The organism is Streptomyces sp. NPDC040410, from assembly GCF_055595715.1.
The window spans coordinates 437,785-450,287 of the sequence record NZ_JBVIVK010000003.1 but is presented as its reverse complement, the minus strand read 5'-3'; the positions used below and the strand labels follow the sequence as shown (position 1 = coordinate 450,287).

The window sequence follows — 12,503 nt, the reverse complement described above, 5'->3', positions numbered from 1 at the left end:
TTTTTCCCCCACGGCTCTTTTTTCTGTTTTTTTCGCGGGGGGGGGGGGCCCTTTTTCCCCCCCCCCCCCCGCGTCCGACGCGGTCTTACGGGATCTGGTAGCCGGCGTTGTCGGAGAAGTCCTTGTCGATGGCGCGGGCGGCCTTCTCCAGGGCGGTCTTCGGGTCGGCGCCGCCGTAGACGGAGCTCAGGGCCTCGCTGAACTTGGCGGTGACCGTGGGGTATCCGGCGGTCACCGGGCGGGTGACGGCGACGCAGGACTTGTCGATGTTGGTTGTGCCGCAGGGCTTGGCCAGCTGGTCGGCGTACATCTGGAGCGGGCCGCCCTTCTTGTAGAGGGGGCTCGCGGCGAGCGCGCTCTTCGTCGCGGGCGGGGCGCCGTTGGCCGTCGTCATCGCGGTGACGTTGGTGTCGTTCAGGAGGTAGTCGAGGAAGGCGCCGGCGGCCTTGCCGTTCTTGGAGCCCGCGCCGATGCCCCAGGTCCAGGAACCCTGGCCGGTCTTGGGGCCGTTGCCGAAGTCGGGCAGCGGCAGCACGACGAGGTCGTCGCCGAGGGCCTTGCTGTAGGCGGGGTACATCCAGTGGCCGACCCAGCTGAGCGCGACGCGGTCCTTCGCGAAGGCGTTGCCGTCGGTGTTGGGGTCGACATAGGGCTTCCAGGACTGGAAGGTCTTCAGAGCCGAGACCACGGCCGGGGTGTCGAGCACTTCCTGCGCCTTGCCGTGCTTCAGCAGCGAACCGCCGGCCGACCAGACGATCGGGGCGAAGCCGTAGGTGCCCCACTCGTTGGCGTAGCCGTTGTTCTCCTGGAGGTCGAGGGGCTTGCCGTCGGAGTCCTTCGCCTTGAGCGCCTTCAGCGCGGCCGTGAACTGGTCCGCGGTCCAGGCGTCGGACAGGCTCTTGGGGTACTTCACCCCGGCCGCGTCCAGGAGCTTCTTGTTGCCGTAGATGCCGAGCCCGGAGTCGTACATGCCCAGGCCGTAGTGCTTGCCGCCGATCTCGCCCTGTGCCTTGACGGCGCCGGTGGCGTTGGCCATGGTCTTGATGGAGACGTAGCCGTCGAGCGGGGCGAGCTTCTTGTTGTAGACGAAGTTCGCCATCGTCGGACCGTCGAACTCCATCACGTCCGGCAGCTTGGCGGCGTCGGTGGCGGTGATGGTCTTGGTGTAGTCGTTGCCGGGTATCAGCTTCAGCTCGACCTTGATCTTGTCCTGGGAGGAGTTGAAGGACTTCACCGCGTTCTGCAGGGCGGTGTCCTCGCTCTTCTGGCTCTGGTGGGCCCACACGCTGATCGTGCCCTTGCCGCTGCCCGCGTCCGCGGAGGTGTCACCGCCGCTTCCGCCGCCGCACGCGGCCAGCGCCGCGAGGGGCAGGACGAGGGCGACGCCCGTACGAGCGGTGCGGCGGAGTCTTCTGTTGGTCGAGCTCATGGTTGGTGCCTCCATGTGGTGCGAGGGTTCGAGGTGCGCTGGTGCTTTCCGGCGTGGGGGCATGGGTGTGTGTGTGGGGGGGGGCCTCTGGGCCTGACGGCCGCGGGGGGTCTGCCTCGGGGCCTGACGGCCGTGGAGGCGTTGGTGGAGGGGGGTCACTGGGGTCCGCGAGGGCGCGGCGGGGCGGTGGTCTCGCGCAGGACGAGACGGATGGGCATCTGGACGTGCCCGGGGGGTTCGGCGTCCGGCTCGTCGAGCTGCCGCAGCAGCAGCCGGGCGGCCTCGGCTCCCTGGCCGGCGACCGGCTGGGCGACGGTGGTCAGCCCGATCACGTCGGAGAGTTCGTGGTCGTCGAAGCCGACGACGGACACGTCGTCCGGCACCTTCAGCCGGTGCCGGCGCAGGGCACGAAGCGCGCCCATCGCCATCTCGTCGGACTGCGCGAACACCGCGGTCGGCGGCCGGGACGCGGCCAGCAGCTCGGTCATGGCCCGCTCGCCGCCCTCGACGGTGTAGTCGCCGTCCGCCTCCAGCGCCGGGTCGTGCTCGATCCCGGCGTCGGCCAGCACGTCCAGGTACGCCTGGCGGCGCGCGACGGGCGTCGTCCAGTGCAGCGGCCCGCTCGTCCCGCTGATCATGCCGATGCGGCGGTGGCCGAGGTTCACCAGATGCCGTACGGCGCTCTCGGTACCGGCCCGGTCGTCGATGCCGACCACGGAGAAGCCGGGCCGGGGGCCGCCGACAGTGCTGGCCAGCGGCACGCCGAGCGAGCGCAGTGCGGCGGACTCGGCCTCGTCGGGGATGAGCAGCGACAGCACGGCGTCCACCCGCTTGCGGAGCGGCAGCTTGGTGAAGAAACGCTTGCGTGTCTCCGGCGAGCCGAGGTTGTACAGCAGGACGTCGTATCCGGCCGCGCTGAACACGTGCTCTGCGGCGTCCAGCACGGTGCCGAAGAACCAGCGGCCGATGTACGGGGCGACGACCCCGATCGTGTAGGTGCGTCCGCTGGCGAGACTGGACGCCGAGCGGGATGCCGTATAGCCGAGTCGTGCGGCGACGGCCGTGATCTGTGCCCGCACCTCGTCGGACACTCCCGGTTGCCCGCGCAGAGCGCGCGACACGGTGGAGGCCGAGACTCCGGCGGCGCGGGCGACATCGGTGATGCTGACCGTCACAGCGCATTTCTCCCGTCGGTTTCACGTCGGTTCACATCGGTGTGATCTGTGGGTGACGTGACCGTAGACCGGGCCCCGTTGTTGCGCAAGCGTTTGCGTTCATATTTACTTGGGCCGATTCTCAAGCGAGACCTTCAGCGTCTATGGTCAGCGCACGCGTTTGAGCGCTGCGAGCCGACAGGAATGTGCATGCGATACGCCCCGCCCGGCCTCTGCCTGAACGACTTCGCCCTGCTCCGCGACGACGACGGCACCTACGCGGTGCTGCACCTGCAGGGCCCGTGGACGGCCGAGTTCGACCATCTGCGGATGGAGACCTCCTACGGCCGGGCCACCTCCACCGACCTGGTCCGCTGGAGGCCCGAGGGCACCGCCTTCGGCAACGGCCGGCCCGGCCGCTTCGACCAGCAGGCCGTGTGGACCATGCACCCGATCCGGCACGGCGACGGCATGGCGATGTTCTACACGGGCGTGAGCGGGCTGACGGCGGACGGCTGGCCGTTGCAGTCCGTCGGGCTGGCGTACTCCGACCGCACCGACGGCACCGGCTGGCGCCGGCACGGCACGGGTCCGGTGGTCGAGGCGGACGCACGCTGGTACCGCACCGGTGAACGCATGGGCTGGCGCGACCCGTTCGTCGTACGCGACGACGAGACGGACGGCTGGGTCATGGTCGTCTGCGCCGCGGACGCCTCCCTGCCCGTCGAGGTCAGCGGCTGCGTCGCCTGGGCCACTTCGGACGACCTGGAGCACTGGACCGTGCACCCGCCGCTCCTCTCACCGGGCGACGTCGACGAGTTGGAGTGCCCGGTCCTGGAGCGCCTCGACGACGGCAGCTGGCTGCTGCTCGGTTCGATCGGTGCGACGCGTGACTTCGAGGCGTGGACCGCGCCCCGTCTGCGCGGGCCGTGGACCCGTCGCGGTCCCCTCGGCCCGAACGGCTCGTACGCCCCCCGCGTCATCGCCGCCCCCGACGGCTCCCGCGTCGTCCTGCACACCACCCCGCGCCGTGTCGGTCTCACCGACTCCGGCGAACCCTGCCGCGGGATGCTCGCCCAGCCCAAGTCCCTTGTCGTACCCGCCGATTCCGCCCCCCGCCTGGAATGGTGGCCGGGCCTGAACACCTGGCTCGGCGAGGAGACCGGGCAGCCCGTCGTGCACGCCGTTGGCGACGTCGGCGTCTTCGGCCGCGTCGAGATCACACTGCGGAGCGGGGACGACGGCCCCGCCCTCGTGGTCGGCTGCGACGGCAAGGACCTCTGGGTCACCGGCCCGGGCGGGGAGCGGCTCGGCGAGACCGCCCTGACCGTGCCCGCGACCACCTTGCGCATCCTCACGATCGGCGAGTACGTCGAGATCTACGCGGACGGTGTCTTCGCCCTGACCACCCTCTGCTACACGGGCCACCCCGCCCCCTGGACCGCGGTCTCGGAAGGACGGACCCGCACGATCCCCGTCCGCCCGCTCCGCCTGCCCGATCCCGACCGCGACGACGCGTCGGCCGTATGGCCCGGCCAGGCTCCGAGCCCAAAGGCCCGGTCGTGAGCGCGGCCCTCGAAGAACCGGGGTGCTGCCCGCGGGCCGGCCGCTGAAGTGATCCACGGTCGGCGCCGCCCGGTTGCCCGGGAACCAACCGCTCACTCCTCGTCGGCGACGACGGAGCCGACGCGGTCGGCCAGGCCCGGGTCGCGGCGGACCAGGACGCCGGCGTAGCCGACGGCGGTGAGCGGCGCGGCCAGGGTGCGAAGGGGACCAGTCGTACGGACCGCCGAGTTCTCCCAGCCGATGAACAGGTACACCGCCGGCGGGAAGCCCGCCGCAGGCCCTTGAGGCCTTCGCTGATGTGACCGGGCAGGAACGGGGCGCCGAGCGGGGGCGGCTGTTCGGCCGCACGCCCGCCGCCTCGTCGCGTCACTCGTGCGGCCGGTCGCCCCGGCGGTCGGGCTCCTCCTGGGGGATCGCCGGCGGAGCCGTCGTGGCGCGTGGCATCAAATGGGTGGGCAGGACGATGTGCCGCTTGTGGTCGGCGTGCGGGTCGTTGATGAGGGAGAGGGCCAGTTCGCCGGCCTCGCGGCCGATGTCCGAAGGTGACTGGGACACCGTGGACAGGTCGAACCAGTCGGCCAGCGGCTGGTCGTCGAAGCCGAGGACGGAGATCCGTTCCGGCACGGCGATCTGCGTCCTGCGCAATGTCCAGACGACTGCGACGGCGACCTCGTCCTGCTCGGCGAAGACGGCGGTGGGCGGCTCGCGCAGGCTCAGCAGCCTTCCGAGCGCCTCGGCGGTGCGGCGCTTGTCACCGGCCAGGGTCGAGACCACCAGATCCTCGTCGAGGGGGAGACCCGCTTCGGTGAGCGCCCGCTGGTAGCCGAGCAGCCGCTCGTTGGAGCTGAAGGAGAAGCCGCTGGCGCCCACGGTCTGCACATAGGCGATCCGGCGGTGGCCGAGGTTGAGCAGGTGCCGGGTGCCGTGCAGCGCTCCGGCCGCGTCGTCGACGTAGACGCTCGGTCGTCCCTCGACGTGCTGGCTGACGTAGATGACCGGCATGCCGAGGTTGTCCAGCCGCGCGGTCTCCTCGTCGGTGAGGTCGAAGGAGAACACCAGGAGCGCGTCGGCGTTGCGCCGGGCCGGGAGGCGCTCGAAGAACGAGGTGCGCTCGGCCAGGTCCGGGATCACGTAGACGTTCAGTTCCATGCCCGCCGCGCGCAGCAGCGGGCCCAGGCTGGACAGGGCGGATCCCATGAACCAGGCGTTGAGAGTGGGCACCAGCACCGCCACGGTCCCGGTCCTGCCGGTGACAAGGCTTGCAGCCTGCCGTGACACGGCGAAGCTCAGCTCGCGCGCGGCCTGCTCGACGCGGGCGCGGACCTCCGGGGAAACGGTGGACATGCCACGCAGGGTGCGCGACACGGTGGATGTGGAGACCCCGGCCCGTTCGGCTACGTCAGCCATCGTGGGGTGACGCTGAGCTGGTGGCATGAGCGGACGGTAGCACAGCGAGCACGTCCCGCCCGGCTGCGAATGGCAGCGCTTTCAGGCGCTTACGGGGCCCTGTTCCAGCGAATTACCGCGCGGTAACGCATTGACTCCGGCATTCACGCCCCCTAGCTTGCAAACGTTGTCTCGACAGAGTCGGACAGGCCGCGGGGACGTCGTTCGAGGGGCGGCGCCCCATCACGTACGTGGCCGGCAAGGACACTTCCAGCGCCGCATGGTCGCCGGACTCACGGCCGGAGCAGCGAAGTAGACCCGGGCGTTCCGCCGCCCTCTTCCCCCGACGTCCAAGGAGCACCCCACCGACATGTCCCCCACCGCAGCACCGTGGTGGCGCAGCGCCGTCATCTACCAGGTCTACATCCGCAGCTTCGCCGACGGCAACGGCGACGGCGTCGGCGACATCGCCGGCATCCGCTCCCGTCTGCCGTACCTCAAGGAGCTGGGCGTCGACGCCGTCTGGATCAATCCGTGGTACAAGTCCCCGATGGCGGACCACGGTTACGACGTGGCCGACTTCCGCGAGATCGACCCCCTCTTCGGGACCGTGGCCGAGGCGGAGCAGCTCATCGAGGAGGCGCACCGACACGGAATCCGCGTCATCCCCGACATCGTGCCCAACCACACCTCCGACCAGCACGCATGGTTCAAGGCAGCGCTGACGGCCGGCCCGGGCAGCCCGGAGCGCGAACGCTACGTCTTCCGCCCCGGCCGGGGTCCCGACGGCGCCGAACCGCCCAACGACTGGGCCTCCTGCTTCGGCGGACCCGCCTGGACCCGTCTGCCCGACGGCGAGTGGTACCTGCACCTGTTCGCCCCCGAGCAGCCCGACCTCAACTGGGAACACGCCGACGTGCGCACGGAGTTCGAGTCGATCCTGCGCTTCTGGTTCAGCCGCGGAGTGGACGGCTTCCGCATCGACGTCGCCCACGGGCTGATCAAGCACCCGGAACTCCCCGACCTGCCACCCCGGCCGGACCCGGACGCCGGGCAGCGCCGGCAGCACATCGACCACCCCCACTGGGACCGCGACCAGGTCCACGACATCTACCGCGCCTGGCGCAAGGTGGCCGACGAGTTCCCCGGCGACCGGTCCTTCGTCGCCGAGGCCTGGGCGGACACGCCCGAGCGGCTGGCCGCCTACGTCCGCCGGGACGGCCTGCACACCGCCTTCAACTTCGATTTCCTCATGTCGAATTGGGGCCCGAAGGACCTGCGCACGGTCATCGACGACTCTCTGTCGATGCTCGGCTCGGTGGGCGCCCCGGCCACCTGGGTGCTCTCCAACCACGACGTCGTACGCCACCCCAGCCGCTACGGCCGCAAGAGCCCGGTCAGGCGATGGGCGGCCAACGAGCCCTATCGGCCGGAGGGCCCCCTCGACCTGGAACTGGGCACCCGTCGCGCCCGCGCCGCGGCCCTGCTGATGCTCGCGCTGCCCGGCGGCGCCTACGTCTACCAGGGTGAGGAACTCGGCCTGCCCGAGGTCGAGGACCTGCCCGAGACCGTGCTCCAGGACCCCGTGTGGGAGCGCTCCGGACACGCCGACCGCGGCCGCGACGGCTGCCGCGTCCCGCTCCCCTGGTCCGGGGGGAGCGCGCCGTACGGCTTCAGCCCCGACGGTGCGTCCGCCGCGCCCTGGCTGCCGCAGCCGGCGGACTGGGCCCGGCTCAGCGTGGAAGCCCAGACGGGCGACGAGGCCTCGATGCTGGAGCTCTACCGCACGGCCCTGCGCCTGCGCCGCGAGCACCCCGCTCTCGGCGACGGCACCCTGACGTGGCTGGACGCCCCGGACAAAGTCCTCGCCTTCGGCCGCGACCCGGGCTTCCTGTGCGTGGTCAACCTCTCGACGGAGCCGTACCGCCTGCCCGGCGATGCCTCCGTCCTGCTGTCCAGCGGCCCCGCCGACGGCGACCTCCTGGCACCGGACCAGGCGGCCTGGCTGGCGGTGTAGCGGCCGTACCGGTACCGGACCAGGCGGCCGGACGGCGGTGTAGCAGCCGGTCCAGGGCCCCATCGGGGAACACGGACGAGGAGGGGCGGGGTGCCCGGGACCCCGCCCCTCCCTCTCGTTCACGGCCGGGGCGTCCCGGCAGCGGCACCCATGCCTGTTCCTCGACTTCATGGCCGAAGGACGCGTTCACACCGCGGCGTTCACGGTCCGTACCGGTGGGCCGACGGCCCCGGAGGAGACCGCCGGCGGACATCGGACCAAGGCTGTGTCGGTGCAGGCGGGTCCTCCGAGGATTCGCGTGAGCGGCTACGGCTTGGCGGGGCGTGGCGTGTAGTGGCAGAGGAACATGTCGACGCCGCTGGTGATCAGGCGGTCCGTGAGGTCGTCGTCGACCGTCGTGCCGTAGTTGCTGAACACCAGGTGCGGGAAGAGCAGGAGCGAGTACAGCTGGAGGACGGCCACCTCCATGTCCGGGATCTCGAGCCGACCCCGGTCCGCGAGGCCGCGCAGCGCCCCGGCAACGGCGTGGTGATGGTGTTCCGGTTTGGCCTCATGCCAGGCGGCGCCGAGTTCGGGGAAGCGGTGCAGTTCGCGGCTGACGACCTTGCGAAGGGCGAGGACGTCGGGGTTGCTGCGGGTGCTGTGAATCCAGGCGCGAGCCGTGTCGGTGAGGGCCTCACGAAGGTCGTCGGCGTCGGCCAGGCGGTTGATCGCGCTGACCGGCGCGTCCCCGAGCGGCGCGTCGATCGAGTCCTTGACGACCCCGATGAACAGCGCTTCCTTGCTGCCGAAGTGGTTGTAGACCGTCACCTTGGACACGCCCGCCGCAGCGGCGATCGCGTCGACGCTCGCCTCGAAGCCCTCTCGAATGAACAGCTCGCGGGCCGCCGTGACGATGGCCTGTCGCTTGGCCTCGGCGCGTGGCCCGGTGGGTGGCTGCTTTGTGGCGGATGCGTCGTTCGTGGAGTTCATGGGGTCACTCTAACCAACATCTGAACTGAGCGGTTAAGTTCACATGAACTGAGCGGTTGAGTTCACGTGAACTGAGCGGTTGAGTTCACGTGAACTGGGCCGTACGGTTCAGTTCAGGTGCCGCAGCGCGCCGCATGCCGTGGCACGAGCCTGCCCGGGTGCCGGCGCCATGGGCTGTTCCACGAGGGAGCCGTCATGAGCCACGCCCACCCCACTCTCCATGCGGAGCACGCCTCCGCACCGCCCGCACCCCGCCGCTGGCTGATGCTGGGGCTGCTGTGTGTGGCCCAGTTCATGCTCATCCTGGACGTCACGGTCGTGAACGTCGCCCTGCCCGACCTTGCCGCCGACCTCCATCTCGGCCGCGAGGCCCTCACCTGGGTCGTCACCGCCTACACCCTGTGCTTTGGCGGTTTGATGCTGCTCGGCGGCCGCCTGGCCGACGTAGTGGGCGCCCACCGCACCGCGCTCGCCGGACTCGCGTTGTTCACGGCCGCCTCGCTCGTCACCGGCCTCGCCGCGGGTGCGCCGATGCTGATGGCCGGGCGCGTCCTGCAGGGCACAGGCGCCGCATTGCTCTCTCCGGCGGCGTTGTCGATCGTCACCACCAGTTTCCACGGCGCCGAGCGGAACAAGGCCCTCGGCGTGTGGGCCGCCCTCGGCGGCACAGGATCGGCCGCCGGAGTCCTGCTCGGCGGTGCCCTGACCGCCGGCCCCGGCTGGCAGTGGGTGTTCTTCGTCAACGTCCCCGTCGGTCTCGTTGCGCTGGCGGCCCTGCCCGCACTGCTGCCGCGCCGCGCTCCGCAACCGGCCCGGCTCGACCTGCCCGGCGCCGCACTGGTCACCGCGGGCACGGCCTCACTCATCTACGGCCTGGTACGGGCGGGGGACGCGGGCTGGGCCAGCACGACGGCCGTCCTGCCGCTGCTCGGCGCCCTCGTCCTGTACGGGGCCTTCGCCGCCGTCGAGCGCGCGAGCCGGGCCCCGCTGATGGACCCGCGGATGTTCACCCGGCGCCCGGTGGTGGCGGGCGCGTTCCTGATGCTCGTGGCCACCGCGTCGCTCATCGGCTTCTTCTTCCTCGGCTCGGTCTACCTCCAGCGGCTCCGCCACTACAGCCCGCTCGCGACCGGACTCGTCTTCCTGCCGGTCGCCGTGGCCACGGGCATCGGCGCCCACCTGGGATCGCAGCTGGTCGGCCGGATCGGCAGCCGTACGACCGCGGTCGCCGGCCTTGCGGTCGCGGCGGCCGGAACGGTGCCACTGGCCTGGCTCCCCGCGGACGGCAGCGTGTACGCGAGGCTGCTGCCCGGCCTGGTCATCGCCGCGCTCGGGATCGGCGCCGTCTTCGTCACCGCCGTCACCACCGCGCTCGCCCCGGTCGCCCCGGAGGAGGCCGGGCTTGCTTCCGGGGTCGTCAACACCTCCCACGAAGTGGGCGGCTCGATCGGTGTCGCCGTGCTGTCCACCGTCGCCGCATCGGGCATCGAGCAAGGAACGGCCCACGCTTTCACCAGCGCCTTCACCCTCAGCGCCGTCGCCGCCGCGGCGAGCGCACTGATCGCCCTCGTCCTCGTACCGCACACCAGGCCGCAGACGGCCGGCGGCCTGCACGTGCACTGAAGCAGGACCTCACCTCCGACGGCCCGGTTCCGTCCGTCTGCGGTGGCCCGGAGGCAGGGAAGGGGAGGGGAGCCAGGTGAGCCGTCATGAGACCGGGCCCCCCTCCGGACGGGTCAGCTCCTGCCGAGGAGCTTGTTCATCTCGGCGATCTCGGCGGTCTGCGTCGTGATGATGTCGTCGGCCATGGACGTGGCGGGACCGTACTTGCCCTTGTCGTTCTCGGTGGTGGCCATGTCCACAGCACCCTTGTGGTGGTCGATCATCATGGTCAGGAACATGGTGTCGAAGTCCGTGCCTGACGCCTTCTCGAGCTCCTTCATGTCCGAGCTGTTCATCATGCCGGGCATCCCTGACCTGCCCGAGTGGTCCATGCCGGGCATGGACTCCGCAGACCCGCCGGACGCCGGGACGTCCTCGCCCCAGGACGTCAGCCAGCCGCTCAGGGTCTTGATCTCCGGGTCCTGCGCCTTCGCGATGCGCGAGGCGAGGTCCTCGACCTTGGCGGACGAGGCCCGGTCGGCTGCGAGTTCAGCCATCTCCAGGGCCTGCTGGTGGTGCGGGATCATGCCCTGCGCGAAGGACACGTCCTGGTCGTTGTGCGCGCCGGACGGGGCCTCGGCGCTCGTCGACGACGACGCGGTGTTGTGGCCGCCTGCGTGCCCGGCGGCGCCGTCGTCGCCGCAGGCGGCGAGGACGAGCGCGGCGGTGACGGACGCGGCCGCCACGGCGGCGCGGCGGGTCAGGGTACGGGTGTTGCGCATGCTGGAACTCCTGCTGTGCTGTGCGAAAGGGATCCGGACGTGCCGAGGCGCACCACGTGGCTGGGCTTGTGGACGTGGTGCCGCGTGGTGTCTAGTGCCGCGTCAGCCAGGGTTTGCCCGTCAAGGAGCGGCGTCCGGTGCGTGCTCTCGGCGTGCCGGCCGGAAGTCCTCGTACTGGACGTACTTGGGCTTTCGGCCGGTGCGGCGAGAGGGCGTGCCGGGCGTCGCGACGGGGCGAACCTTGGCTGACGCGGCACTAGATCCGCAGGAGTTGGAGTTCCGCCAGGGATGGTGGCGCGCGGGCGCTGTCCGAGGCTTCGGCCGCGCACGGGCAGACTGCGTCGGCGCGTACGGGGGCGGCGCCCACCGGGTCCGGGACGAGGGCGGGCAAAGCCGGTGCACCGCTTACGGCAGCCGCCGCGCACGTGGGGTCGGCGTGCTGAAGGTGTCCTCCACCGCAGTCCCCGCCGTCTCCAGCACGGTCGTCGTGAGCGCTGACCGCGTTGGCCGTCATGTGCGGTGGTCCGGAGTGCTGGTGGACGGTGCCCCCGGGGGCCAGGGCGTGCATGGCCAGCAGCCCGGCAAGCAGTCCGAGCACGAGCAGCGCCCGCCACCGCCGCACGGGCGGTGGCTCCATGTGCTGCTCGGGGCTCTGCATCGGGATCATCCTAGGCGGAGCCTGCGAAGCGGGCATCGACATGCTTGTCGGCGACCTGCAGAGGGTGATCGAGTACCCGAAGCACGGCTTCGCCACGAGCGGCATCGCCGTCCTGCCCGCCGACTTCCCCGACCGCATCGTGGTGGCCCGCAACGGCTCCCCGGTCGTGCTCGGCATCGGCGAGTTCGGGTTCCGGCAGATAATGGAGCAGGTCCGAGCGTCTGTCGCCGGGCTGGTCTTCCGGTTGTCGCTGACACGCAGCGCACGTTGGGGTCACGGTGGAGGAGGTTCAGGACGAAGCCGTAGCTGCGTCCCAGCTCCTCTGCGATGGCCCGCATGGTGGCCCCTGCGGCGTGCCGTTTGGCGGCGATCCTGGCGTACTCCGCGCGCTCCGCGCCGAGGATGTAGCGGGGGTGCCGCGACTGGTAGTCGGTCATCGGCATCTTTTTTCTGCGGCTGTTGGCCTCTTTTCGCGCTGCAGGTGGGGTCGACAGTATTTTCATGTATGCCAGGGGCAGGCTTTGCTTGATCTTGGTCTGGGCTATGCCTCCGTCAAAGCCTCCCTGACTAGCGTTGTTGGGTTGGCATGTGCACAGAGCGAAGTGCGGGGGCGGGTCGCGTGTCGGATCTGAAGAAGGAAGCTGCGTCGCTGCACAAGGCGGCCTCGGGGCTGCGCGGGGTGGGGCGTCACACGGCGAAGCCGTTGCAGGAGTTCAAGGCCGAGTCGCACGACCTTTCGGCGCTGGGCGCCCTCGGTTCGTTGTTGGGGGCGAAGGACGAGCTCCAGGAGGGCATGACCACCCTGGCCAAGCTCACCAAGGAACTGGACGAGGAGTGGGAGGTGGAGGCGAAGCTGATAGGCGAGATCTCCGACGCCTTCGACCTCCTCGATGTGTTGCTGGCGGCCCAGGCCCGGGCGAAGAAGGGCTGAGCCGGG

Annotated in this window: 11 protein-coding genes and 1 pseudogene; 4 read left to right on the top strand and 8 right to left on the bottom strand. The window is 70.8% G+C overall.

Features of this window, described 5'->3' with window-relative positions; genetic code table 11:
• Positions 1 to 85: 85 nt before the first annotated feature.
• Both ACZ562_RS09455 and ACZ562_RS09450 read right to left on the bottom strand, forming a co-directional pair.
• Complete coding sequence (locus tag ACZ562_RS09455) at positions 86 to 1,429, bottom strand: sugar ABC transporter substrate-binding protein (RefSeq protein ID WP_471175572.1); 1,344 nt, start codon at positions 1,427 to 1,429, stop codon at positions 86 to 88.
• 155 nt (positions 1,430 to 1,584) lie between these two features.
• Complete coding sequence (locus ACZ562_RS09450; RefSeq protein ID WP_471175570.1) at positions 1,585 to 2,604, bottom strand: LacI family DNA-binding transcriptional regulator; 1,020 nt, start codon at positions 2,602 to 2,604, stop codon at positions 1,585 to 1,587.
• Positions 2,605 to 2,793: 189 nt separating this feature from the next.
• On the opposite strand from ACZ562_RS09450, the gene ACZ562_RS09445 reads away from it, so the two are divergent.
• Positions 2,794 to 4,149, top strand: a complete 1,356-nt coding sequence (locus tag ACZ562_RS09445; protein ID WP_471175568.1) for a glycoside hydrolase family protein — start codon at positions 2,794 to 2,796, stop codon at positions 4,147 to 4,149.
• Positions 4,150 to 4,241: 92 nt separating this feature from the next.
• On the opposite strand, the gene ACZ562_RS09440 is transcribed toward ACZ562_RS09445, so the two are convergent.
• Together ACZ562_RS09440 and ACZ562_RS09435 are read right to left on the bottom strand one after the other, a co-directional pair.
• Complete coding sequence (locus ACZ562_RS09440; protein ID WP_471175566.1) at positions 4,242 to 4,403, bottom strand: hypothetical protein; 162 nt, start codon at positions 4,401 to 4,403, stop codon at positions 4,242 to 4,244.
• 112 nt (positions 4,404 to 4,515) lie between these two features.
• The gene (locus ACZ562_RS09435) at positions 4,516 to 5,556 is read right to left on the bottom strand and encodes a LacI family DNA-binding transcriptional regulator (protein ID WP_471175694.1); all 1,041 of its coding nucleotides are present in this window, start codon (positions 5,554 to 5,556) and stop codon (positions 4,516 to 4,518) included.
• A 349-nt stretch (positions 5,557 to 5,905) separates the two neighbouring features.
• Between ACZ562_RS09435 and ACZ562_RS09430 the strand changes: the two genes are divergently transcribed.
• Positions 5,906 to 7,552 (top strand): glycoside hydrolase family 13 protein, encoded by a 1,647-nt coding sequence (locus ACZ562_RS09430; RefSeq protein ID WP_471175564.1) that lies wholly within the window; start codon positions 5,906 to 5,908, stop codon positions 7,550 to 7,552.
• A 306-nt stretch (positions 7,553 to 7,858) separates the two neighbouring features.
• On the opposite strand, the gene ACZ562_RS09425 is transcribed toward ACZ562_RS09430, so the two are convergent.
• Positions 7,859 to 8,524, bottom strand: coding sequence for a TetR/AcrR family transcriptional regulator (locus tag ACZ562_RS09425; protein ID WP_471175562.1), 666 nt, complete (start codon positions 8,522 to 8,524; stop codon positions 7,859 to 7,861).
• Between the two features lie 195 nt (positions 8,525 to 8,719).
• Between ACZ562_RS09425 and ACZ562_RS09420 the strand changes: the two genes are divergently transcribed.
• The gene (locus tag ACZ562_RS09420; RefSeq protein ID WP_471175560.1) at positions 8,720 to 10,147 is read left to right on the top strand and encodes a DHA2 family efflux MFS transporter permease subunit; all 1,428 of its coding nucleotides are present in this window, start codon (positions 8,720 to 8,722) and stop codon (positions 10,145 to 10,147) included.
• Positions 10,148 to 10,260: 113 nt separating this feature from the next.
• Here the strand turns inward: ACZ562_RS09420 and ACZ562_RS09415 are convergent, their stop codons facing one another.
• The 3 genes and pseudogenes from ACZ562_RS09415 to ACZ562_RS09405 all read right to left on the bottom strand — a co-directional run.
• Positions 10,261 to 10,908 carry a DUF305 domain-containing protein gene (locus tag ACZ562_RS09415; protein WP_471175558.1) on the bottom strand — a complete coding sequence of 216 codons (648 nt, stop codon included), beginning with the start codon at positions 10,906 to 10,908 and terminating at the stop codon, positions 10,261 to 10,263.
• A 256-nt stretch (positions 10,909 to 11,164) separates the two neighbouring features.
• Positions 11,165 to 11,566: a DUF6153 family protein gene (locus ACZ562_RS09410; protein ID WP_471175556.1), complete on the bottom strand. Its 402-nt coding sequence runs from the start codon at positions 11,564 to 11,566 to the stop codon at positions 11,165 to 11,167.
• 290 nt (positions 11,567 to 11,856) lie between these two features.
• Positions 11,857 to 12,003, bottom strand: a pseudogene (locus ACZ562_RS09405) (helix-turn-helix domain-containing protein); the annotation flags it as partial.
• A gap of 182 nt (positions 12,004 to 12,185) precedes the next feature.
• Here ACZ562_RS09405 and ACZ562_RS09400 point away from each other — a divergent pair.
• On the top strand, positions 12,186 to 12,497 hold the full coding sequence (locus tag ACZ562_RS09400) for a hypothetical protein (RefSeq protein ID WP_471175554.1): 312 nt from the start codon (positions 12,186 to 12,188) through the stop codon (positions 12,495 to 12,497).
• The last annotated feature ends 6 nt before the right edge of the window (positions 12,498 to 12,503 follow it).

Bases quoted from the DNA above. Each gene is read 5' to 3' on its own strand.
- ACZ562_RS09455 (WP_471175572.1), bottom strand. From the start codon at position 1,429: ATGAGCTCGACCAACAGAAGACTCCGCCGCACCGCTCGTACGGGCGTC.
- ACZ562_RS09425 (WP_471175562.1), bottom strand. From the start codon at position 8,524: ATGAACTCCACGAACGACGCATCCGCCACAAAGCAGCCACCCACCGGG.
- ACZ562_RS09445 (WP_471175568.1), top strand. From the start codon at position 2,794: ATGCGATACGCCCCGCCCGGCCTCTGCCTGAACGACTTCGCCCTGCTC.
- ACZ562_RS09430 (WP_471175564.1), top strand. From the start codon at position 5,906: ATGTCCCCCACCGCAGCACCGTGGTGGCGCAGCGCCGTCATCTACCAG.
- ACZ562_RS09420 (WP_471175560.1), top strand. From the start codon at position 8,720: ATGAGCCACGCCCACCCCACTCTCCATGCGGAGCACGCCTCCGCACCG.
- ACZ562_RS09410 (WP_471175556.1), bottom strand. From the start codon at position 11,566: ATGCAGAGCCCCGAGCAGCACATGGAGCCACCGCCCGTGCGGCGGTGG.
- ACZ562_RS09435 (WP_471175694.1), bottom strand. From the start codon at position 5,556: ATGGCTGACGTAGCCGAACGGGCCGGGGTCTCCACATCCACCGTGTCG.
- ACZ562_RS09415 (WP_471175558.1), bottom strand. From the start codon at position 10,908: ATGCGCAACACCCGTACCCTGACCCGCCGCGCCGCCGTGGCGGCCGCG.